Below are 23,515 nucleotides of genomic sequence, written 5' to 3'. Positions count from 1 at the left end.
GTGCTTAACCCTTCTTCGCGCCGTAGCGGCTACGAGCCTGCTTACGGTTCTTGACGGCCTGCGTGTCGAGAGCGCCACGCACGATCTTGTAACGCACACCGGGGAGGTCCTTCACACGACCGCCGCGCACGAGCACCATCGAGTGCTCCTGGAGGTTGTGGCCCTCGCCGGGGATGTACGCCGTGACCTCGGTCCCGTTCGACAGCTTCACACGGGCGACCTTGCGCATCGCCGAGTTGGGCTTCTTGGGGGTGGTCGTGTACACGCGCGTGCAGACGCCGCGCTGCTGCGGGTTCGCCTTCAGGGCGGGAGCCTTGGTCTTTACGACCTTCGGGGTCCGTCCCTTGCGAACCAACTGCTGAATAGTTGGCACTTCTTCTCCTTGATGGTGCTGCACGGTGACAGCGAGCGTGTTCTCCGCCCGACGAAATCCGGAGATCGTGTCGGGTTCACGTCGACCCTCCGACGCGCCAGATGACTGTCACGTGTGGTGGGGGTATGCCGTGGGGGTGACCTGTTTGCAGGCCCGTCCCTGAGATGCGGCGTTCGCTGCCCGTATCGAACCCGTGGACACGGAGCGGAGAACCGCTTCGCACCCGAGGCACGTCACATGGCGCGCGCGAACGCACACCCGCCCATGATACGCCGGGGTTCGGTGTGGGGTCAAACGAACGACGTGCCTCAGTTTCTTTGAGCGCGTGGGGTGTGTTGGTGCCTCACATACTTTGAGCGCGAAGCTTGCCTGTGTGGAAGGCAAGATTGAGATGGCCGCGAGGCGACAGGTGACGAACAAACTCCGTGACGCGTACCGGAAAGCATCGAAGCACGACAAGGCCCGGATCCTTGACGAGGTGATGAGCACGACGGGGATGGGCCGATCAACGGCGCGGCGGATGCTGACGGGGCCGGTGCTGCCGGATCCGGCGAAGCAGGTCGATAGACGCCAGTTGCGGGCCAAGACGTATAGCGATGATTCGAGGCGGCTGCTGGAGCATGTGTGGGCGCTGATGGGCATGCCGTGCGGGAAGTACCTCGTGGTGATGCTGGAGCTGTGGATGCCGCTGCTGCACGCTGCCGGCGACCTCGACAAGCCATTCGTGACACCGCAGACGATCGTCGAGCTTCAGACAATGAGTCCGGCAACGATCGACCGGTATCTGAGCCCGGCACGTCGGGCGATGCAGTTGCGGGGGATCTCTACGACGATCCCGTCACCGCTGCTGCGCAACTCGATCGGGTTGTCGAAGGTCGGGGATGCCCCGGTCACGGCACCCGGGGTGATCGAGGCGGACACCGTCGCGCATTGCGGACCCACGTTCGTCGGCGAGTTCGCACGCACGTTGACGATGACCGACATCGCCACCGGGTGGACCGAGAACGCCTCGATCCGCAACAACGCGGCCAAGTGGATCGTCGGCGCTGTCGGCGATCTGCAGAACATGTTCCCATTCGAGCTGCGCGTGTTCGACTCGGACAACGGATCGGAGTTCATCAACCATGATGTCGCGGACTGGCTCCAAGCCCGTGACATCGCCCAGACCCGGTCCCGCCCTTACAAGAAAAACGACCAAGCGACCGTCGAGTCGAAGAACAACCACGTCGTCCGCAAACACGCGTTCCATTGGCGCTACGACACCCCGGACGAGCTCGCGCTGCTGAACGAGCTCTGGCGGCTCGTCTCACTACGGTTGAATTTCTTCACCCCGACGAAGAAGCCCACCGCATACGCCACCGCGGCCAGCGGGCGCCGCACACGCCTCTACGACGCACCGAAGACACCCTGGCAGCGAGTGCGCGATTCTGGGGTCCTCACCGCCGAGCAAGCCGACGTCGTTCAGGCCCGGATCACCGGGATCAACCCCGCCGATCTGACCCGCCGGATCAACCAGATCCAGCTCCAACTCATCGAGCTATCACAAGCCAAAACCGAAGCCATGACCACCAGCCGACACCTCGACATGACATCCTTAGAAACGTCGATCCGTCGACTCCAAACAACCAAATGAACCGCAAGCCTCGCGCTCACCATACGTGAGGCACCGCATCACCCTTCGCGCTCACTTCTAGATGAGGCACCTCGACGAAGACGATGGCCCTCACACGCCGGCAGCGAACACGAGGGCTACCAGGGCGGCGAGCAACACGACCACGAGCGCGACGATCGTCATGACGAGGGCGGCGAGGCGGCGACGCGCTCGCGCGCGCAGGGAGCGGCGGATGCCCGAGGCATCCGGAATCGCCTCGTGCAGGGTTCGCTCGCCTGCGGCGGCGCGCTCACTCGTGGCGGCGCGGTCATCCCGGACGGCCGCGCTCTGCCCCTTGCGCGAGCCGCGTACGGGCGCCGCGACACGGCTGGGGTAGGCCGCGCCCGCAATGGCCGCCGGACTGACCGCGCTCGCTAGCGCCGGGTCGCTCCGGCGGTGCGGACCCCGGTGGACGATGACGGTGTCGTCCGCGTGATCCGTGTCGGCGAGCGCCACCGGATCGGGCGGTGCCGGCACGCGGGAAAGACGCACGGTCGTGTCGCCCCCGGGCACCTCTTCGCCGACGTCGCCCCGCGAACCCGGCCCGCCCAGCGGGTTCGGCTCGGGGGTATCGGTCACTCGCCCTCCCGGCGCAGGCCGAACTCAGCGTCGCCGAGCAGGAACCGCGGGGTCAGGCGCTCGGGCAAGCCCGCCGCGGCGTCCTTCTCTGCGCCGTCCTGACCGATCAGGATCACGCCGTTGGTCGAATCGAGGTCTACGATCATCCATCCGTCGGGCGTCAGCTCCATGCGCGCGTGCGTCTTCGAGACCGTCCGCGTCTCGTCCTGGATGGCGATGAGCTGCACATCGCCGTCTTCGGGCTCACGGTGCGGTCGACGGCCGATGATGACGACATCCGCCGTCAGCGGGATCGGCGCGCCGAGGGCCGGCACGAGGGTCCAGACCGTCCGACGACGCGCCACGACGATCGTCTCGTCGAACGATTCGTCGGGCTCGTCGTTCCGGGGGATCTCCGGGCGTTTGTGCTGCGCGGACACCGACGTGCGCGCCGAACGAGGCGCACCGGATGTCGGGGCCCCCTGGACCGCGGAGACCTCCGCCGAGGACTCGTAGGTCAACTCGGTCGACCCGAGGAACGGTTGGAAGGAAGCCGAACGGACGGCGCCCGATGCGGCGGGAGCCCAGGGTTCGTTCGACGCCCGCGCTGAGACGGGGGGCTCGGCTTGCGGCCGCGACCCCTCGGTGTCGTCGATATCTTCGGGAGAGAACGAGGGCCGCGATTCCGGCGCTCCGTGAGGCCCGGAAGTCCCGTGCAAGAACCCTCGGACCGGCACATCGGTGGCCGCCGTGTCCGTCCGTCCCGCGAAGGCGGCTGGGGTCGTCTGCATCGTGGATCGGAAGGTGGGGACCGGGGGCAGCGGCGCCGACCCTCGTGCGATTTCGACGGGCATCAGGGGCGCTCCACCGCGTCCGACCGGAACCGGGACGACCGAGGGATACCCATCGATCGTCGGCGGCGCGGGCCGCGGCGGCACATCGGGACCGCCCGCCGGTCCGTGGGCTCCGAACACCGAGGCGAGCGCTGCGCCACCCGCGGGAGCGGCCGGGGGCGCGGGAGTCGGTGCTTCCGGGGCCTGCCAACCGTCGTCCGCGCTGGAGCGACGTCGCGTCGGGGATGCGACAGCGTTTCCGGACAGCCACCGCGCAGATCCCCAGCCGATGATGCTCGCCCACACCGGGAACAGGAGCGCGCCGAGCACCGTCATGCCCGTCCCCAGCCCGAACGACCGGTTGATGCGCTGCAGGGCGATCACCGCCACGACGAAGAACGCGCAGGTGCCGAGCACGGGCACCACCAGGAGCAGCACGAGCCATCCGGAGAGGCCGCCGAGGCGAAGGAGGACGACGGTGTTGAGAATCGGTACCCACGCCTGCCAGGACGCCTCGCCCGCCTTGCGGAAGACGGCGGAGAGACTGAGAGCCACCCAGATATAGAGAACGAGCGCGACGACCAGCGAGGTCGTGATGAGTTCGGTGGTGTTCATGATGGGCGCGAGCCGCCGTCGCGGCGCCGCGTTCTCCTCTCCTGACGACGTGGAGCGCCCGAGGGGGCGCTCTTCGGCGAGATCTCCCGGGTGAACGATCTCAACGATACGGCTGCGATGACGGAACGCCATACGCTCTCTCGAGCCGAGAAAAGGCGACGCTCTTCCTCGACGATGCGCCAGAACTCGTCCGACTCCGCCGGCGTGACGGCATCCATCGCGAAAACGGCACGATCCGCGCGATCCGCCAGCAGAAGAGCACGGGGTGTGGCGTACTCCGCCGCCGTCTCCTCCCGCGTCTGCGTGCGGGGGGCGACACGCCCGTGGTCGACGGCCGCATCGACGTATTCCTCCCAGCCCGCGACGACGCGAGCCGTCGGGTCATCCCCGCGGCGGCGGCTTCGGCGCCGGAGCGCCTTTGCCGCGACGACGACAGCGAACGGGCCGAGAAGAAGCGCGGCGAGCACCAGGACGATGCCGGAGATGCGCAGCACCCCCCACAGCCCGGTGAGGTCTGCGGGGGCGTCGTCGTCGCGGACATCGCTCGCGGGCGCGTCCTGCTGCACGGGATCCGGAGGAACGACCTCCTCGGCATTCTCGGGACGCACTTCGGTCTCGTTCTGCGGGTCTCGCTGCAGGGTCAGATCGGTCTGCGGGGCAACCGTGCTCTGCGGCGTGACGTCGATCGCGACCCAGTCACCCGCATCCGACTGCACCTCGGTCCAGGCGACGATGTCGCCCCCGCGACACGCACCGGCGTCGCAGGTGCGCAGCCCGTCGTCCGACGCCAACCGCGCCCCGACCACGACGCGCGCGGGAAATCCGAGTTCTCGAGCGATGAGCGCCACGGCCACCGAGAACTGCTCGTCGTCGCCAACGGCCGCGACGAGCGGCAGGTCGGCGTCGCCCACCTCCGCTTCACGGTCGAGCAGGGCGCGGAACAGGGCGTCGATCCGAGCGAGCGAATGCCCCGATGCGCTCGACTCGAACGCGTACCCCGGGATCTCCGTCAACCACGTCGGCGGCGACTCGGGATCGACCGATACGGCGTGCGAAAGGTAGCCCCTCTCGCGGAGCAGCTCGACGAGACCCGCGAGGGCCGCGCCGCCGCTTCCCTCGACATGCTCGGCAACCCAGCGCTGCAGGGACTCGGGTGGCTCGACCGCGCCGGCCGGTGTCCCAGGAGCGCCGATGAGACCCAGATCGACCGTCTGCGGTGCCACGGCGGTGACCGCGTAGACGTCGCCCGCCCGCACACCACCCTCGGAGACCTGAACCCCTCCCCAGGCTTCGCTGCTGTAGTAGAACGAATCGGCGAGCGCACTGGAGCGCGTGCCCCCGAAGTCGATCGACTGCACCCGTCCGAGCGTCGGCAACCAGATACCCGTGAGCTGCCCGATGCGGATGTCCGCGGTCACCGGTATGCCCTCGCCCGCGTCGAGCCGGGCCGGCACCCGCAGATAACGACCGGCGTCGACCGCGCCGCGTGGGTCGACGGCGCGAAACGTCTCGCCGTCGTAGTACGAGAGCGTCGCGAGCCGCACCCTCGTCGCGTGGCTTCCGCCATCATCCGCGGACACACCGTCGCCCGCGTCCACACGGAACAGGACCGCATCGGTCCGGGGCGCGGTGAAGTTCGTGCGGTACTCCGTGAGCGGGCTGATCGCGCTCGTCAGGGCGGTCTCGGGACCGACGCCCGAACGCAGGACCGTGCGCTCGGCACCCTGAGCGACAGCCGGCACGATGGCGGCCGCGGCGACGACGGATACCGCGATCATGGCGGCACCGAGAGCCATCCGGCGAGCATCGGATGCTCCGCGCGAACGCGACAGTCGCACTCCGCTCGCGGAGGCGGCGCGGCGAAGCGCACGTGAGCGCTCGGCGTATGTCTGCCACGAGAGCCAGACGAGGCTCGCGACCAGGCTGAGCGCCCCGATCAGCGTTTCGACCGGCGCGGCGAGTGTGATGGGCCCGATCTCGAGCGGCGCACTCACGCTCGTCCGGCCGAAGAGAAGCCCGAAGGCCACCATCCCCAACCCCACGAGCACCGCCAGCGCCGAGGTCGGCGGACGCCGCCACGCGAGGAGCAGGGCGGCGGTGATTCCGAAGAGGAAGACGATCAGGGCGGGAACGAGCAGGTTCCGATACGCGCCGGCGGGAAGTTGGACCGTGAGCAGGTCCTTCCACGCCGTGATGCTCCCGAACAGCACCTCGCCGAGCCCCGTGACGGCCTCGGGGAGGGAGGTCATCCGCGACGGCACGGCGACCGGGACGCCGAGCACCATCAGGCTGCCGAAAGCCACGAGCCCCGTGAGCCATCCGGGCCAGCGGAGCGCGCGCGCCGTGGTCGCGATCGCCGCACCGACCACGGCGGCAGCCAGCACGAGAATCAGGAAGGCCGGAGAGCGATAGATCGGCCACGCGGCGACGGCCGCCAGCACCGTGATGGTGGCGACGTACAGGCTGCCCGCGGCGATACGCGCACCGGATCGCGTTCCCCTCCCCCGCCGCAGCGGCCGACCCACGTGTGCCGTCATGCGCCGGCTCCGCGCAGCATCAGGCTCGCAAGATCGTCGAGCACGCCGATGGTGAGGATCGTGAAACCGCCCACGCCCTGCATCCGCGGGTGCGCGCGCTCGTCACACACCACGGCGATCACCGCGGTGTCGGCGGGAAAGGCCAGGGCCGCGCGACGCAGCGTCGACGTCGTGACGCGTGACCCGCAGACGACGATGGCGATCGACAGGTCGTTCTTGGCCTCCGCCGTCAGCCGGCAGATACCCTCGAGCGGCATCGTGTTCTCGAGGGCTTCGACGGTGCAGAATCCGTCGAGCAGGGCGCGCGGCGACGCCGCCGAGATGTCCCGGATGGCCCGCAAGCGGCCACGCACGACGCGCGGGATCTCCGCCCCCGTCACGACGTCCAGGTCGCGTCCGTCGCGCACCGCCTGCACACCCAGCGAAGCGGCGGCACTGACAGCGAGCTCGAACTCGTCGGCGTCGGTGAACTCCTTCTCCGAGAGGCCGAGCACCACCGCCATCCGGGATCGACGCGACTCTTCGAATTGCCGCACCATGAGCTGACCGGTCTTGGCCGTGGACTTCCAGTGGATCTGCCGGCGCGCATCTCCCGGCGCGTACTCGCGGATCGCATGGAACGACATGTCCGCGTCGACGAGGCGGCGGGTCGGCTGTCCCTCGAGGTCGCGCACGAGACCCGCGCTCGTGGACGGCACCGCGACGGTTCGGGGATGCACATACACGCGACGGACGTCGTCCCAGGCGCGTTCGCGGCGGAGGAGCCCGACGGGGTCCGTGCGGACGGCGGTGGGCGGCCCGACCGTGATGATCCCCCGACGCAGGGCCGGGATCGTCAACGGCTGAGCGACGAAGTGCCCGGCGCGCATGAGGGGTACGCCCAGCTCCACCAGCCCGTCGCCGACGGGCAGATCGAGGCGGCCCGGCAGTGCCGTCGAGCGACCGCGATTTCGGATGACGATCTCGCCCGTCAGTTCGCCGCCCACGACGACCCGCTCGTGGGCGAGGCGCACCACGACGTCGTAGGCGCGTGCGCCGAACAGGAAGGGCACGCAGAGCGCGAGCATCACGAGGGATGCGAAGCCGGCGACCAGCCACTCGACCCACCCGAAAGCGGCGCCGAAACCGAGCCCGAGTGTGGCCGACGCCAGCACGAGCCAGCCCGCGGGCATGACCGAGCCGCCCGCGCGGTCCGCGACGGCACGGGCACCGGCCCCGACCGCGCGCGCCGCCGTCACGATCCACACGCCGGCGCGCGCGCCGCGCTCACCCCGCGCGGTCGTCGTGACTCGTGTGCGCGCCGATGGCCCGGACGACGCCGACGTCCGGGTGGCAGGTGCCTCGTCGCTTACGGTCATCCGGGCTCACGCTGGGTCGGCGGGGGGACGTCGAGCAGCACCTGCCCGATCACGGATTCGGGGCTGACCCCGTCGAACTCGGCCTCGGGGTGCAGGATCAGGCGGTGCGAGAGCACCGCGACCGCGAGCGACTTGACATCGTCGGGTGTGACGTAGGTGCGCCCCCGAGACGCCGCCCGTGTCTTGCTGACATGCGTCAGACCGAGTGCGCCGCGAATGCTGACGCCCAGGCGAACCTGGTCAGCCGAGCGGGTCGCATCGACGAGGCGCGCGATGTAGTCGAGCACCAGCGCGTCGATGTACACCTCTTTCGCGATGTCGGACATCCCGATGAGTGCCTGCGGCGCGACGATCGCCGTCAGCTCGGAGGTCGGGACGGCGGCGCCGCTCAGGATGCGGACGGTCGAGGCGTGGTCAGGGTAGCCGAGCGACGTCTTCAGCAGGAACCGGTCGAGCTGTGCCTCGGGGAGGCGGTACGTGCCGGCCTGCTCGACGGGGTTCTGCGTCGCGATCACGAGGAAGGGATCGCCGACCGGACGGCTGATCCCATCGATCGTGACGCTGCCCTCTTCCATCACCTCGAGCAGGGCGGACTGAGTCTTGGGGCTCGCGCGGTTGATCTCGTCGGCCAGCACGATGTTCGCGAACACGGGGCCGGCGTGAAACTCGAAGGCGCCCGTCTTCTGGTCGTAGACGGTGATGCCCGTGATGTCGCCCGGCAACAGATCCGGGGTGAACTGGATGCGGGTGTTGGTGCCCTGCACCGACTGACCGAGCGCCCGCGCGAGCGATGTCTTGCCCGTGCCCGGAACATCCTCCAGCAGAACGTGGCCGTCGCTGATCATCGCGGTGAGCACGAGCTCGACGACGTGGCGCTTGCCGAGCACCGCCCGCTCGACGTTGTCGGCGAGCTGCGAGAAGGTCTGCGCGAACCATGTCGCCTGGTCCGGGGTCACGGTCATGAGATCAGACTCTTTCTTCGGGATCGGGTGTCGAGGATCATGCCGCGGGCTCCGCAGCTCCGGAATCGACGGGCGGGGGGTCAGCGGGTGTCTCGGGAACCGGGACGGGATTGTTCGGGGTGCAGGCGCCGCCGAAGGTGCCCGAGGCGGGGGCGAGGCCCCAGCCCTGCCCGTCCCAGGAAGCCGTGACTCCGATGTCCTCGACCGAGACAGCGCCCCGCGGGACGATTCCCGTCTCGGGATCGAACGGAAGCGGGACGCCATCCGCATCGCGGAATACAGCCGAGCCGTAGGCGAAGTCGATCTGGGCGAGAGAGCCGGTCGACGAGCCCGTCGGTGCGATCTGACTGCCCCCGACACAGGTGTCTGCCCCGACCTGCCACGCGGCCTGAACCTGGAAGGGCGCGCTGCCCGCGGCCGGGATGACGGCAGCCCACTCGCTCGATGTGCCCCACTGCGTGTGCGTGTAGCGCACGCGGATCCCGGGGTCGGCGTCGAAGACCGGGTTCGGCGGGGCGCCCTCGAACTGCGGGACATTGAGGGTCGGTGCATCCTCGGTCGACGTCGGCAGATCCCGGATGACCCACCGGGCGCCGTCTGTCTCGACATCCGGCGTCGGCGACACCTCGAAGGTGTAGCCCTGCGGCGGCGCGGTGCTCTGCACCGCGCGCACCGACTGTTGCACGGACGCCGATCCGAAGGTTTCGCCCGCGAAGCGTGACACGGCGCACGCGGTGAAGGCGTACTCCAACCCATCCGGCACGGTGAAGACGGCCGACCCGTCCGCGCTGGTCGGCGAGCACGTCTGGTCGGCGCGCGAAACGCCCAGTCGCAGCGTCGAGCCATCGCCACCGGACGCGGCGGCGGCCTGCGCGCTGATCGTCGAGGTGCCGTCGCCATTGGCTGTCGACGTCAGCGACAGCGAGATGCCGGTCGGCGCTCCGATGCCGTTCGCCTGGATCGCGACAGCCGCGCCCGACGCGGTGCCGGTGAGCCCGGGCGGCAGGGGGAAGAGGGACTGCGGAGTGATGACGACGGTCGTCGACGTGTTCGAGCCCACTCGGAAGGACGGCACCGTGAGTGTGTCACGACCGCTCGGCAGGTCGACCACCACGGTCTCGCCGCCAGCGCCGGCGATCTGCACGGAGCCGGTCTTCGCCTGATCGATCCCCTCGATCGTGAGGCTGATGAGCCCGCCCTCTCCCCCGGTGGCGACCGGGGCCCAGGTGACCGACCGCGGGGCCGCGGGCGTGTCGTACGCCCACGCGACCGTGCTGACGCTCGTCCGAGACTCGCCGATCGCGTTGACGGCGACGACCTCGTACGTTCGTTCAGCGCCATTCGGTGCGGCGATGCTCGGGCAGATCCCCTCGATCGAACAGGTAGCGACGACCGATCCAGACGCCGCCCCGGTTTCCGCTCCGGATGCCGAGGAACGCACGACGAACTCGCTCAGCGCGGGGTACGCCTGGTTCGCGGCGCCCGGGTCGACCCGCAGCGTCACCGCGCCGTCGGCGTAGGCGACCTGGCGGACGCTCGTCGGCGCCTGCGGATACCCCTGCAGATCGAGCAGCAGGGCACCGTCGCGCCCGCCGCCCGTGGTGCGTCCCTGCGCGTCGCGCAGAGTGAAGGATGCCGTGCACGTCGCGCCCGGGGCATCCTCGGTCCATTGGGCGAGCACGGTTGCGGCGGACGCGACCGAGAATGTCACGCCCACGCACGCGCCCGTCGCCGCGACGCCGACGACCTCGAGCGGCGTGCCCGGCAGCGGGTTGACCTCGCCGGCCGCCCCGACCACGGGGATCACACACGAGGATCCGCCGGCTTGGGAACACTGCTGGGCGAGCGTTCCCCCGACGGGCAGCGCCGAGGGCACCGGGCCGACGCGCAGCAGCAAACGCACTGGGTCGACTCCCGTGTGGCTCGTGATCGACACGGTGATCGCTTCCTGCGTACCGGGCACGGCACGGTCGGCGCCCGTTATCGTCAGCCGTCCGTCTTCCGCCTCGATCACGAACGACGACCCGGTGTACTCGACGGCGTAGGCGATCCGGTCCCACTCGGCGCGCCCTTGCCAGCTCGTGAGCGTCCGCAGATCGAAGTCGGCGCTGGATCCGGGGGCGATCGTCAACGCGCCGCCGCGCAGCTGAGGCTGGGGCGCGACCGCGAGCACGCGGATCGGGATGGCGATGACGCTCCACTCCTGCGTGCCCGCCAACCGCACCGGCACGTAACAGGCATCCGCCCACGGCGCGGCCAAACCCGCCTCGTAGCGGACCGTCGTGCCCGAGACCAGTTCGCAGGTTCCCTGCGGCCGCGCACCCGAAGCCGCGACATCGGGCGACACCTGCAGCCTCGTGCCATCCGGGACGGGAACGAGTGCGGCAACGTCGATGTTCTTCGAGCGCCCCTCGGTCACTTCCTGCGCGCCCGCTCCGCCGCGCAGGGCGAGCTTGACATCGCGCTCGCCGGGGATGCGGAGGAATCCGTAGGTGGTGACCGGACCGGATGCGCCCTCACCGCTGAGTTCGAAGGCGACGATTCGACTCGACAGCGGGAGGGGTCCCGAGATCGTCGTGCCGTCGACCTCGAGATCGGTCGGCGCTCCCCAGAGGGAGAGGGTCAGCTCCGAGATCTCGCCGCCCGTCCAACGCACCTTGCCCGAGACCACGTCGACGCCCCCCACAAGATCGTCCCGGGTCTCGGCGGTCAGCACGGTGTCGGCGACGACGGGGTAGTCGGGCACCGCCTCGCGGACGATCCGGACCACCACCAGACCGCTCGCGGTGTTGCCGGAGTCGCTCTCGACGTCGTACAAGAACGACATCGTCCCCGGCTCGGAGCTTGCCGTCACGGCGATCGTGGCCTCGTCTACCGTGCTGACGAGACTCTCGAGGCGCTCATACTCTTCGCTCGGCGAACCGTCCTCGAGGGTGGGCGGCAGGTCGGGTTGGACGCCCGTCACGCGGAGCGTGCCGCCGGTCGGGTCGATGTCGTTGGCGAGCGGACTCACCTCGATGACGTTCTGCGTTCCCGCCTGCACCTGGACGTAGTCGGTGAACGTCACGGGACTGGGGTTCGACTGGCCGTCGAGAACGCCGACGCGGACGGTGCCGATGCCCGTCGCGCCCGAGGCATCCACCACGCGGTACTGGAACGAGACCTGTCCCCGAAAACCGGCAACGCTGGAGTAGACGATGGATGTGCCATCCGCCGAAACGGATGCGGCCCCGGAATCCGGCTGGGTGAGCACCGCGTCCAGGGCGACCGCGTCGCCGTCGGGGTCGACGCCGAAGGAGTCGAACGGGACGGTCGTGGTCTGACCGCTCAGCACACGACCCTCGAGGGTCTCGGGGAGCGGATCGCGGTTGGCATCGTCGGACTGGACGGTTATGCGCACCTCGGCCGTGTCGGTCAGGGCGGGCGCGCCCGTCGCGTACACGCCGTACTGCACGACGTACTCGCCGGGTGTTTCGGGGGCGAGATAGCGCAGCACTCCACCCGAGGCGAAGGCGAGACCCTCGGAGGTCGAGGACACGACCGCGGCCGGGTTGAGCGTCAGACCCGACCCCGACGGGGCGACATCGTTCGTGAGCACCGGGATGTCGACCTGCGCGCCCTGTCTGACGACGACGGAGTCGCCGACGGCGATGGGCGCCAGCTCGGGCGCAGGAGGCAACAGATAGATCGTCGCCTCGCCGACGACGCGAGCCCCGGCATCCGCCGTTCCATCGCTCACGACGTACGAGACGGTGCCGAGCCGGCCGGGATCGCCCGTGGCGGTCGTTCCCGAGACCCGCATCGAGTTCTGCCCGACGATGTCGACGCTGAGCGATGCTCCCGCGGCGATGCGGGGAACCGCGTCGCTCAGCAGCAGCACCCGACGGGTCGGATTCGAGACCGCCGCGAAGACATCGACGGTCGCGTCCTCGCGCGGGTGCACGAACGCGACGACGGGTGCCGTCGCGAGCTGCGCGGCCGCGTCGTCGGCGAGCAGGGTGATGCGGGCCGTGCCCGTGACCTCGCTCGTGCCGTCGCCGACCGAGAAGCTCACCCGGTAGGTGCCGGGCTGCTCGGCCGTGATATCGAACGCGGTGCCGCCGGGGGTCGCGACGACGCTGGCGGGGGCGTCGTCGAGCACGCGCACCGCCGTGAGCGTCAGCTCCCCCGCCGTTCCGGTGACGTGCGGGGAGACATCGACCGTGAGACCCGCACCCACCGTGTCGACGACGGCGAAGGACTGGACCTGCAGGCGCGGCTGCGTCGAGACGCGGACCGACAAAGGCTTCGTCGCGACCGCCCCACGGGTATCGGCGACGGTGACCTGGAGCTCGATGAGTTGCGCCGCGCCCGACCCGTCGTCCGCGTGCTGGTAGACGACCTCGCCGGAGGGGGAAGCCGTCACCACACCCACCCCGGAGGGATTCTCGACCGAGAGCAAGAGCAGCGGATCGCCGTCGGGATCGACCCAACCGGTCAGCACCGGAACCGACACCGTGCCGCCCGTCGCGACCTCGGGCGTCGGCCACTCGGCCAGGCATCCGACGCTCCCACACCACTCCGGTGCGGCGTTCGCCGCGTCCGGTTCGACGGTGACCGCAACCGTCGTCGGCTCGGATCGGAGACCGTCGACGGCCGTACCGTCGGTGACGCGGTACGTGAACGATCCCGAGCCGCGCGCGCCGTCGGCGACCCGGACGGCGAGCCGCTGACCGCTGTCGATGATCGTGACCTCGCCAAGCCCTGGGTCAAGCCCGGTGACTGACACGGGATCGATGCTCAGCACGTCTTCGTTGGGATCGTGATCGTTCAACAGCACCGGCAGCACGACGAGCGCTCCCGCTCGCACGCCGAAGGCGTCCGGCTCGGCGACCGGGGGCTTCGGATCGAGGACGACCGGGGCTTCCTCCTGGGCATCTTCGATCGTCGGATCGACACGATCATCGAGCGACCAGTCCTGGCTCGTCGCCACCAGTTGGCCGTCGGGGAGAGTCCACACCCATCCGGAACGCGTCTCGTTCAACGCGACGACTCCCTCGCCGAGAAGGAAGGACGGTCGACGCTGGTCGTCCAATTCGAGGCCGGCGTAGTCGAGCACGGACTCCCCCGCGCTCGAGTTCCACAAGACGCCCCCGCCCGAGGGAGCCAACCAGGCCGCGTAGGTCGTGCCGTCGACCGTCACGGGTCGGGCGGGAGTGCCGAGCACCTCCTGCCCGGTGCCGAGCTCGCGGATCGCCGGCGCGCCGTTCACCTCCAGCCGCACCAAACGCGTCTCGTCCGCGAGGTACACCGCGTCGGCGGAGGTCGAGGGCCGGCTGATCACCCGACCGCTGAGGGTGTCGGTCTCGATCGGCTCGGCCGCATCCTTCCGCCACGCGACCCCCGTGTCGAGGTCGACGACGAACCACACCCCCGACGCCGCCGAGATCACCGGGGCGGTCGCATCGATCACGGCATCATCGACCCCACGAACCGAGCGGGTTCCGATGTCGTACCGCAGCACGGCGCCGCCCTGCTCCGAGTAGCTGTACAGGATGCCGGCATCATCGACCGCGATCGCGTCGGCCGCGTACTGCGGCCCCTCTTCGGACCCGTCGCCCGAGCCGTCGTCCGGATCCACCTGCGTCGGCGCGCTGTCGCTCAGGCGACCGACCCACACCGCGCCCGTGTCGGTGAGGTACGCCACGAAGTCGCCTGCGACGGAGACATCCGTCGTCCCCTCGGGAGTTGACGGCGAGTCCCGCAGAGCCTCATCGTCGAGGTCGATGGGAAGGGCCTCGTCGACCGGGGTCACCTTGCCATAACTCTCGGAGAAGAGGTACGGCCCCGAGCTGCCGCCCTGCGCGACGAACGTCGGATTCGCGACGGTCCGCACCGTGTCGAGCTCGCCGATCGCCGTGTTGACGCGCGCATACCGACGACCATCGCCCGTCTGCAGCGCCCAGACGGACGTGTCGACCGATGGGGTCTCGCGCGCATCGAGTCCGGGCCAGACGATGCCGATCCCGATGACGGTCGCGAGAGCGGCGATCGCGGCGAGGCCCGAGATCAGCCTGCGCCGACGCGGCATCAGAAGCCCCCCGCCCCGAACAGTGCGCCGAGCGCACCCGCGATGACCGCAACCGCCACGACGACCGCCGCTCCCGCTATCCAGGGCCACTTGCGCGCCGGTGCCGCGGAGCTCGAAATATCGGTGTCCTCGTCACGCGCGAGGGCGGCGACGCCACGTCGGGACGGTGCCTTGCGGGTCGTGTCCTGGGGCACCCAGGGCCGCGCAGGACCGCGCAAACCGGCATCAGCGAAGTCGACGGATGCCGTGGGCGCCGCCCACTCGTCGACGGCGACCTCGAGCGGGGTCTGGTCGAGACCCAGCTCGGCCTGAACCGCACGCAGCGCCTCGCCGAACGGAAGCGCGCCCGCGTACCGCCGATCGGGATCGCGGTTCATCGCGGTGGCGAGCACCTCTTGCAGGGATCCGGGAACGTCGGCGCGGGTCAGCGGCGGGTAGTTCGCGTGCACGATGCGGCGTCGCAGGTGCTCACGCGTGTTCTGGCCCTTCTCGCGCCGCTCGAACGGGCTGTGCCCGGCGAGCAGCGAGTAGACCGTCGCGCCCAGCCCCCACACCTCGCTCGCGATCGTGCCCGACGTCTTCTCGGTGATCACCTCGGGCGCGCTCCAGGGCACACTCATCGCCAACATCTCGTCGGCCTGGCTGCGGGCGAGCGACGACGAGATGCCGAAGTCGGCCAAGACGGGTGCCCCGAAGCTCGTCACGAGGATATTGCTCGGCTTGATGTCGCGGTGCACGAGTCCCGCGCGGTGCGCGGACTCCAGTGCGCTCGCCATCTTGACGCCGATCGCGAGAGCCTCGGCGACCGGGATCCGCTCGACGCGGTAGCGCTGCGAGAGCGAACCCGGGCAATACTCCATCACGATGTACGGACGACCCTCGGCCGAGACGCCCGCCTGGTACACCGTCACGATCGACGGATGCGCGGACAGGTGCGCCAAGACATCCGCTTCCGAATTGAACATGCGCAGCAGGTCGGCGTCGCGCACGTCGCTCGGCAGGACCTTCACGGCGACATGACGACGCGGCATGTCCTGCTCGTACAGAAACACATCGGCGAAACCGCCGGAACCGAGCGGCCGCACGTAGGTCAGACCGGGCAGGATGGGAGGCGCGGACGGCAGCCTTTTGGCCACGTGCTGTCCCCCAGACTGCATACCCCGGCGGCACTCCTGAAAAGGATGCGTGCGCCGATGCCCTCAACCACCTGAGACGCTCACTGCCCCCGCACGGAGAACGCCGCCCTTGCGACCGCGAGGGGTGCACACATGCTAACAAAGTGCGGCCGCTGACTGGCCCGCCGATCCACATCCTCTGACGGCCACGGGGCGGAGGACCTACGCGTCTGGTCCCGGGGTCGGAAACGGCGGCATTCCGGGGTCGAATGGCGCATCCAGCGACTGCGACAGCTCGGCCAGCAGGGCATCGACCTGCGGCTCGACGTAGCGGGTGACGGCGGCCTGGATCCGCAGTCGATGGTGGAGCAGGATGGCGCAGACCTCGCGGCCGATCAGGTTGGCGTAATCATCGGCCAGCCCGACCTCTTGGCGCAGGGCGGCTTTCGCCGCGTCGGTCAGCGCGGGCAGGGCGGGAACCTCGGCGTCGACCTCTTGCGCCAACCCCGAGATCGTGAAGAGGAACGGTGCACCCGCGACGGGATCCGGATCCATCGGCAGACCTTCGTACTCGGGTTCGAGTCCTTCCGCCGGCCGGTAGCTGCGCGCCCGATTACGGGCGGCCTGCTGATCGAGTTCGGCCTGCAGCATCGGCAGGTTGAGCGACGTATAGACGGCCACGGCCTGGTCGACGATCGCCTTGATCCGGGTGGACAGTCCGTGCTGCACCGCGTGCGGAACGTCCGAGCCGAGCCCCGCCGCCGACAGCACAGGAGATCCGAAACAGCGTCGACAGGGAGCGACCCTGCCGCGGTGGGTGGAGGGCTCCCAGCGCGGGAGCCAGCGCAGCCAGGCATCGACCGCCCCGCTGACCTGCGTCTCCAAAGACCGCTCCACGGGACCAACGGTAGTACCGGGATGCCGCGACAGCACAGACATCCGCGCACCGGCGTGCTCGTGGCGCCCCGTCCGCCACGCCCATCCAGCACCGCTCCCCTGGCACAAAATGCGCTCTGCGGTCACTCTCAGGCTCGATTTCTGCCAGGCGAGCGGGTCAGTCCTCGTCGCGCTCCCAGGGCCAGCGGGCGCCGCCCGGGCCCGCGCGCACGATCGCGAGGGCGGATGCCGCGGCCACGACGCCAGCAACGCCCACCACGAGAGCGGGCCACGACACGGCAAGGCCTGCCGCAACTCCCAGCGCCAGCAGCGGGTCGGCGCCCGCGAAAAACGCCCCGAACGCAACCCCCACCACGTACCCGGCCGCTGCGGCGATGCCGGAAAGCACCGCCGCGCCAGTGCCCGCCCGGGCGTGCAGCCCCGGATAGCAGACGGCCGAGAAGCCGACCGTCGCCAGGATCGTCCCGACGATGCCTGGCGCCTGCGAGAGCCCTGGCTCAGCGATCACCGCCTGATTCAGCATCAGGCTCGTGACGCCGAGACCGAAGACGAGCAGAGCGACGAACGCGACCGCGGTGAACGCCAGGATCGTCAGCGGGCGCCGCCGATCGGCCGCGCCCGCCTCATCCATGTCTAGCCCTGGGCGGACCGTGCGAGTGTGGGACCGGCCTCGAGCGTCCGCTCGTACTCGCGCTGTGCTTCGAGGTTCAGCTCGCTCATGCGGCGACCGCGCGCTGCGACCCACGCCCCGAACCAGATCGTGAGCTCACGGCCGATGACGAAGGCGGCGAAGGCGAGAGGTGCGACCAGCTGCGCCTCGACGAGGTCCGCGCCCTCACTCCGGGTGAGCTGCCAGAACGGTGCCTGGAAGAGCTGACCGACCAGGTGTGCGCCATACGCGACGAACCCGATGAGCAGACCCCAGACGACCCAGTGCGCCCAACGTCCGCGGTTGATGATCGCACCGAGCAGCCAGAAACCGATGAAGAAGACGGCGGTCGTGATCCACAGCCACCACGAGGTGAGGGCTTCGATCGCGGAGTCGGCAACCGTGTCGAATGTGAGCGATCGATCGATCAAGCCGATGACGAGGGCGGCACCCAGATACAGCACGGCGAAGCTGACGGCCGCGAGCAGACCGATCAGGCCGGCCGCGGCGCGGTTGCCACGCGGGCGGGGCGGCTCGGGGGCCTGCACGAAGATCGGCTGGGGGCTGGCGAAAGCGGCCGGGGCTGCGGCGGCCGGGGCGACGTAAGCCTCGGTAGCGGGCTCGCTCGGCGTCACCGGGGCAGGCGAGGCCAGCGGGGCGGCGAGACCGGAGGATGCGTAAGCCGTCGTCGGAGCATCGGAGCCGGACGCGTACGAGGTGGTCGGCGCATCCGCGTCGGATGTGGTTGCAACGCGGGGTTCGACCGCGGGCTCGGCGGTTGTCGCATCGGACGAGTCGGGTGTCGCCGCGGCCTCGTACATCGCGTAGTCGATGTCTTCGCCACGCGATGTCGATTCGCCACGCGATGTCGATTCGCCACGCGATGTCGTCGGAGTGACGTCGCGCTGAGCGGCTTCGGCGTCTGCCAGGCCCTCGTGCGCGCGGCCCACGACGTCATCCACCGGCCGCGGGTCCTCGACGGGTGCGCCGGGCTCCTTGCTGGCGTCGCTCATGGGTGTGCTCCTCACGCAGGGACGGTCTACCCGCCCGATCTCTGCGGGGCGCTCCCCGCGGGCCTCAGGCTACCCCGGTGTCGCGGCGAGGCCGGGCAGGCATGCCGTCGTGTGTCGGATGCCGGTCGCGCTCCGTCTGCGAGCTACGGCCACACGCGCGCTTCGGTGCTCGCCTGGTCGAACGGGGGTCCCGGGAAGGTGCGGACGACGGCGAGCCACCGTCCGCCTCTCAGCACGTGCGACTCGGCGGCGGAGGCATCACCCGCCGGAAGATCGCAGCGGACGCCGTCTTCGAGGGATGTACACACGAATCCCGTCGCGGGCAGGACGTTCTGCGCTGTCTCCACGGCGGAGGCACTGACATCGGCGACCGTGACCGTGGCCGTGCCCGTGCCATCCGTCCAGGTGCAGCCGAGCGTGACCTGCGCGCCGAGCGCCTCCGGTAATCCCGACACGGAAGACGGCGGGTATTCGATCGACTCGTCGAGGGATGTCCCCGTGGCGGCTTTGAGCTGATCCCACAGCGCCCTCGAGTAGAGGTCTCCGCACGTTTTGGGCGCACCGGCCGCGTCGTCATTCACCGGCGGTTGCACGGTCTCGGTCGGGGATGGGGACGGATCGGGAACCGTGACCACGGGCTGCGGATTCAGGGCCCTGTCTACGACATCCCCCGTCCATGCGAGCACCACAGGCGTCATGGGTGCGGCGAGCCACACGAGACCCGCGACTACCGCGACGCTGACGACACCGACGAACCACGCGAACGCCGTGTTGCGTCCCCCGATCTTCGCCACCCGCCGTCTCCTGTCGCGCTTCCCCTCTGCCCCCGGACATCCCGCGCCCAGGTTAAGCCTCCGCCGTGACGTAGCCCGTTAGCAACGCGGCGCACCACGCGACGAACGGGTAGCTCGCGTGTGGAACGGAGGCACGAAAAAGGGGCCCGCCGAAGCGGACCCCTTTTTCTGGCACTACTTAGTTGTAGGTACCGGGCGTGAAGTCATCCGTCGAGAAGCTGTCGAAATCGACGAACCCGAGGTCGGCTTCGGAGTAGACACCGTCGGACGCGAATACCCGGTTGGGGTAGCGCTCGCTCTTGGCCTCTTCCGTCGCCTCGACGACCACGTTGCGGTACTTGCCGAGGCCCGTACCGGCGGGGATGAGCTTTCCGATGATGACGTTTTCCTTCAGTCCCATCAGCGGGTCGCTCTTGCCCTGCATGGCCGCTTCGGTGAGCACGCGGGTCGTCTCCTGGAACGAGGCGGCCGACAGCCACGACTCGGTCGCCAGCGACGCCTTGGTGATACCCATCAGCTCCGGACGTCCCGACGCGGGGCGCTTGCCCTCGCCGACCGTCTGGCGGTTGATGTCGATGAAGCGACGCGAGTCAACGAGCTCACCGGGCAGCAGCGTCGTGTCGCCGTGGTCGACCACGGTGACCTTCCGCAGCATCTGGCGAACGATGACCTCGATGTGCTTGTCGTGAATCGGCACACCCTGCGAGCGGTACACACCCTGGACGCCGTTGACGAGGTACTTCTGCACCTCGCGGGCACCCTGGACACGCATGATGTCCTTCGGGTCACGCGTACCGACCTGCAGTGCCTCGCCGACCTCGACGTGCTGGCCGTCCTCGACCAGAAGCGTCGCGCGCTTCAGGACCGGGTAGACCTTGGGCTCGTCGCCGTCGTCGGGCGTGATGATGATCTTCTTCGACTTGTCGGTCTCGTCGATCGTGATGCGACCAGCGGCCTCCGCGATAGGCGATGCACCCTTGGGGGTACGCGCCTCGAAGAGCTCCTGCACGCGGGGCAGACCCTGCGTGATGTCGTCGGCCGAGGCCGAACCACCCGTGTGGAAGGTACGCATCGTGAGCTGCGTTCCGGGCTCACCGATCGACTGGGCCGCGATGATACCGACGGCCTCACCGATGTCGACGAGCTTTCCGGTCGCGAGCGAGCGGCCGTAGCAGTTGGCGCAGACGCCGACGGCCGAGTCACAGGTGAGGACGGACCGCACCTTGATCGACTCGACACCCAGCTCGATGAGGCGATCGATGAGCACGTCGCCCACGTCGTCTCCGGCCGAGGCGACGACCTCGCCCTTGCTGTCGACGACGTCCGACGCGAGCGTGCGAGCGAACACCGAGTTCTCGACGTTCTTGTCGCGCACGAGCGTGCCATCGGCGCCGGGGGCAGCGATCGTGTACTCGAGGCCCTTGCCGGTGCCACAGTCATCCTCGCGGATGATGACGTCCTGCGAGACGTCCACCAGACGACGGGTCAGGTAACCCGAGTCGGCGGTACGCAGAGCGGTGTCGGCGAGACCCTTACGGGTACCGTGCGTGGCGATGAAGTACTCGGCAACCGACAGACCCTCGCGGTACGACGAGATGATCGGACGCGGGATGATCTCACCCTTGGGGTTGTTCACCAGGCCTCGCATACCCGCAATGTTGCGGATCTGCAGCCAGTTACCACGAGCACCGGAGGACACCATGCGGTTGATGGTGTTGTCTTCGGGGAAGTTCTCGCGCATCGCGACCTGCACCTCGTCGGTGGCCTTGGTCCAGATGTCGATGAGTTCCTTGCGGCGAGCGGAGTCGTCGATGAAGCCCATGTCGAAGTCGTCCTGGACCTTCGCTGCATCCTTCTCGTAACGTCCCACGATCTCCGCCTTGTTGGGCGGCGTGAGGATGTCGGAGAGGGCAACCGTGACACCCGAACGGGTGGCCCAGTAGAAACCGGCGTCCTTGATGCGGTCCAGCGTCGCCGCAACCTCGGCCGGGTATTCCTCGGCGAGCTTGTTGACGATCTGCGACAGCTTGTTCTTGTCGGCGACGTCGCGCACGAAGGGGTAGCCCTTCGGGAGGGTGTCGTTGAAGATCGCCTGTCCGAGCGAGGACTCCACCAGCCCGTGACGCTCGTAACCCTCGGGCGCTTCGCCCTCGAGGAACGACAGTCCCGGGATGCGGATGCGCACGACGGCCTGCAGATCGAGGGTTCCCTCGTCCTTGGCCAGGATCGCCTCGGAGACCGAACCGAACGCGCGTCCCTCGCCGGCCGCACCCTTCTTGACCGTGGTCAGGTGGTGGAGGCCGATGATCATGTCCTGCGAAGGCAGGGTGACCGGGCGACCGTCGGAGGGCTTCAGGATGTTGTTCGACGCGAGCATCAGGATGCGCGCCTCGGCCTGAGCCTCAACCGACAGCGGAAGGTGGACGGCCATCTGGTCACCGTCGAAGTCCGCGTTGAACGCGGCACAGACGAGCGGGTGCAGCTGGATCGCCTTGCCCTCCACGAGCTGCGGCTCGAACGCCTGGATACCCAGGCGGTGGAGCGTGGGCGCGCGGTTGAGCAGCACGGGGCGCTCGCGGATGATCTCTTCCAGCACGTCCCAGACCTCGGGGCGCGTGCGCTCGACGGCGCGCTTGGCGGCCTTGATGTTCTGCGAGTGACCGAGGTCGATCAGGCGCTTGATGACGAACGGCTTGAAGAGCTCCAGAGCCATCTGCTTGGGCAGACCACACTGGTGCAGCTTCAGCTGCGGTCCGACGACGATGACCGAACGGCCCGAGTAGTCGACGCGCTTGCCGAGCAGGTTCTGACGGAATCGACCCTGCTTACCCTTCAGCATGTCGCTGAGGGACTTGAGGGCACGGTTACCCGTACCCGTCACGGGGCGACCACGGCGACCGTTGTCGAACAGTGCGTCGACGGCCTCCTGCAGCATGCGCTTTTCGTTGTTGACGATGATCTCGGGGGCACCGAGGTCGATCAGGCGACGGAGGCGGTTGTTGCGGTTGATCACGCGACGGTAGAGGTCGTTGAGATCGGATGTCGCGAAGCGGCCACCATCGAGCTGCACCATGGGGCGAAGCTCCGGCGGGATCACCGGGACGACGTCGAGCACCATCGCGGCGGGGCTCATGCCCGTCGAGAGGAACGCGTTGACGACCTTGAGGCGCTTGATCGCACGGATCTTGCGCTGCCCCTTGCCCTCCGAGATCTGCAGGTGCAGGTTCTCGGCTTCGGCGGCCAGGTCGAACGCCGCGAGGCGACGCTGGATCGACTCGGCGCCCATGTGGGCCTCGAAGTACAGGCTGTAGCGGTCCTGCAGCTCCTGGAAGACGTCGTCTTCGGGCTTGAGGTCGCCGACCTTGAGGCCCCGGAAGTCTTCCCAGACGCGCTCGAGACGGGTGATCTGCTCGTCGAAGCCCTTGCGAACCTGACCCATCTCCTTCTCGGCGGCGTCCTTGAGCTTCTTCTTCTGGTCGGCCTTGGCACCTTCGGCCTCGAGAGCTGCGAGCTCGGTCTCGAGGGTCTGCAGGCGCGTCGCGATGCGGGAGTCGCGCTGGTCGCCCAGCGTCTTCAGCTCGAGGCGAAGCTCGTTCTCGAGCTGCGGCATGTCGGCGTGACGAGCATCGTCGTCGACCGAGATGACCATGTAGGCCGCGAAGTAGATGACCTTCTCGAGGTCCTTCGGCGCCATGTCGAGCAGGTAGCCGAGGCGCGAGGGCACACCCTTGAAGTACCAGATGTGCGTGACGGGCGCGGCGAGCTCGATGTGGCCCATGCGCTCGCGACGGACCGAGGACTTGGTGACCTCGACGCCGCAGCGCTCGCAGACGATGCCCTTGAAGCGCACCCGCTTGTACTTGCCGCAGGCGCACTCCCAGTCACGGCTCGGTCCGAAGATCTGCTCTCCGAAGAGGCCGTCCTTCTCGGGCTTCAGCGTGCGGTAGTTGATGGTCTCGGGCTTCTTGACCTCGCCGAAGGACCAACGACGGATGTCGTCGGCGGTGGCGAGACCAATGCGAAGCTCGTCAAAAGTTGTTACGTCGAGCACGTGTTCTCCTGTGTCGAAATCTGTAAGTCAGTTATGAGT

At 69.0% G+C, this 23,515-nt stretch carries 14 protein-coding genes; 1 reads left to right on the top strand and 13 read right to left on the bottom strand.

What is annotated here, in order from left to right; genetic code table 11:
• Positions 1–4 precede the first annotated feature (4 nt).
• Positions 5–373 (bottom strand): 30S ribosomal protein S12, encoded by a 369-nt coding sequence (gene rpsL / locus ACXZ1E_RS12150; protein ID WP_036299939.1) that lies wholly within the window; start codon positions 371–373, stop codon positions 5–7.
• 409 nt (positions 374–782) lie between these two features.
• Between rpsL and ACXZ1E_RS12145 the strand changes: the two genes are divergently transcribed.
• Positions 783–2,006: an integrase catalytic domain-containing protein gene (locus ACXZ1E_RS12145; RefSeq protein ID WP_458040749.1), complete on the top strand. Its 1,224-nt coding sequence runs from the start codon at positions 783–785 to the stop codon at positions 2,004–2,006.
• A gap of 90 nt (positions 2,007–2,096) precedes the next feature.
• On the opposite strand, the gene ACXZ1E_RS12140 is transcribed toward ACXZ1E_RS12145, so the two are convergent.
• The 12 genes from ACXZ1E_RS12140 to ACXZ1E_RS12085 all read right to left on the bottom strand — a co-directional run bounded on the left by ACXZ1E_RS12140 (position 2,097) and on the right by ACXZ1E_RS12085 (position 23,476).
• Positions 2,097–2,603, bottom strand: a complete 507-nt coding sequence (locus tag ACXZ1E_RS12140; RefSeq protein WP_458040748.1) for a hypothetical protein — start codon at positions 2,601–2,603, stop codon at positions 2,097–2,099.
• Entirely contained in the window at positions 2,600–4,030 is a 1,431-nt protein-coding gene (locus tag ACXZ1E_RS12135) for a DUF5684 domain-containing protein (protein ID WP_458040747.1), read from the bottom strand. The genes ACXZ1E_RS12140 and ACXZ1E_RS12135 overlap by 4 nt, the downstream gene beginning before the upstream one ends.
• Complete coding sequence (locus tag ACXZ1E_RS12130; RefSeq protein WP_458040746.1) at positions 4,027–6,567, bottom strand: transglutaminase domain-containing protein; 2,541 nt, start codon at positions 6,565–6,567, stop codon at positions 4,027–4,029. The genes ACXZ1E_RS12135 and ACXZ1E_RS12130 overlap by 4 nt, the downstream gene beginning before the upstream one ends.
• Complete coding sequence (locus ACXZ1E_RS12125) at positions 6,564–7,925, bottom strand: DUF58 domain-containing protein (protein ID WP_458040745.1); 1,362 nt, start codon at positions 7,923–7,925, stop codon at positions 6,564–6,566. Before ACXZ1E_RS12125 ends, ACXZ1E_RS12130 begins: the two co-directional genes overlap by 4 nt.
• The gene (locus tag ACXZ1E_RS12120) at positions 7,922–8,887 is read right to left on the bottom strand and encodes an AAA family ATPase (RefSeq protein ID WP_458040744.1); all 966 of its coding nucleotides are present in this window, start codon (positions 8,885–8,887) and stop codon (positions 7,922–7,924) included. The genes ACXZ1E_RS12125 and ACXZ1E_RS12120 overlap by 4 nt, the downstream gene beginning before the upstream one ends.
• Before the next feature lie 37 nt (positions 8,888–8,924).
• Positions 8,925–14,957 carry an Ig-like domain-containing protein gene (locus ACXZ1E_RS12115; protein ID WP_458040743.1) on the bottom strand — a complete coding sequence of 2,011 codons (6,033 nt, stop codon included), beginning with the start codon at positions 14,955–14,957 and terminating at the stop codon, positions 8,925–8,927.
• A complete protein-coding gene (locus ACXZ1E_RS12110) occupies positions 14,957–16,093 on the bottom strand; it encodes a serine/threonine-protein kinase (protein WP_458040742.1) in 1,137 nt (378 codons plus the stop codon). Before ACXZ1E_RS12110 ends, ACXZ1E_RS12115 begins: the two co-directional genes overlap by 1 nt.
• A 201-nt stretch (positions 16,094–16,294) precedes the next feature.
• Entirely contained in the window at positions 16,295–16,969 is a 675-nt protein-coding gene (locus tag ACXZ1E_RS12105; protein WP_458040741.1) for a spermidine/putrescine ABC transporter substrate-binding protein, read from the bottom strand.
• 157 nt (positions 16,970–17,126) lie between these two features.
• A complete protein-coding gene (locus ACXZ1E_RS12100; RefSeq protein WP_458040740.1) occupies positions 17,127–17,600 on the bottom strand; it encodes a hypothetical protein in 474 nt (157 codons plus the stop codon).
• Between the two features lie 2 nt (positions 17,601–17,602).
• Positions 17,603–18,631 carry an ABC transporter gene (locus tag ACXZ1E_RS12095; RefSeq protein ID WP_458040739.1) on the bottom strand — a complete coding sequence of 343 codons (1,029 nt, stop codon included), beginning with the start codon at positions 18,629–18,631 and terminating at the stop codon, positions 17,603–17,605.
• A 143-nt stretch (positions 18,632–18,774) separates the two neighbouring features.
• The gene (locus tag ACXZ1E_RS12090; RefSeq protein ID WP_458040738.1) at positions 18,775–19,425 is read right to left on the bottom strand and encodes a hypothetical protein; all 651 of its coding nucleotides are present in this window, start codon (positions 19,423–19,425) and stop codon (positions 18,775–18,777) included.
• Positions 19,426–19,603: 178 nt separating this feature from the next.
• Entirely contained in the window at positions 19,604–23,476 is a 3,873-nt protein-coding gene (locus ACXZ1E_RS12085; protein WP_458040737.1) for a DNA-directed RNA polymerase subunit beta', read from the bottom strand.
• Positions 23,477–23,515: the final 39 nt, after the last annotated feature.

Source organism: Pacificispira sp. HM-600, from assembly GCF_977993705.1.
The sequence above is the reverse complement of the archived record's forward strand: the minus strand, read 5'-3'. Positions and strand labels throughout refer to the sequence as shown.

Bases quoted from the DNA above. Each gene is read 5' to 3' on its own strand.
- ACXZ1E_RS12120 (WP_458040744.1), bottom strand. From the start codon at position 8,887: ATGACCGTGACCCCGGACCAGGCGACATGGTTCGCGCAGACCTTCTCG.
- ACXZ1E_RS12125 (WP_458040745.1), bottom strand. From the start codon at position 7,925: ATGACCGTAAGCGACGAGGCACCTGCCACCCGGACGTCGGCGTCGTCC.
- ACXZ1E_RS12095 (WP_458040739.1), bottom strand. From the start codon at position 18,631: ATGAGCGACGCCAGCAAGGAGCCCGGCGCACCCGTCGAGGACCCGCGG.
- ACXZ1E_RS12115 (WP_458040743.1), bottom strand. From the start codon at position 14,957: ATGCCGCGTCGGCGCAGGCTGATCTCGGGCCTCGCCGCGATCGCCGCT.
- ACXZ1E_RS12100 (WP_458040740.1), bottom strand. From the start codon at position 17,600: ATGGATGAGGCGGGCGCGGCCGATCGGCGGCGCCCGCTGACGATCCTG.
- ACXZ1E_RS12130 (WP_458040746.1), bottom strand. From the start codon at position 6,567: ATGACGGCACACGTGGGTCGGCCGCTGCGGCGGGGGAGGGGAACGCGA.
- ACXZ1E_RS12135 (WP_458040747.1), bottom strand. From the start codon at position 4,030: ATGAACACCACCGAACTCATCACGACCTCGCTGGTCGTCGCGCTCGTT.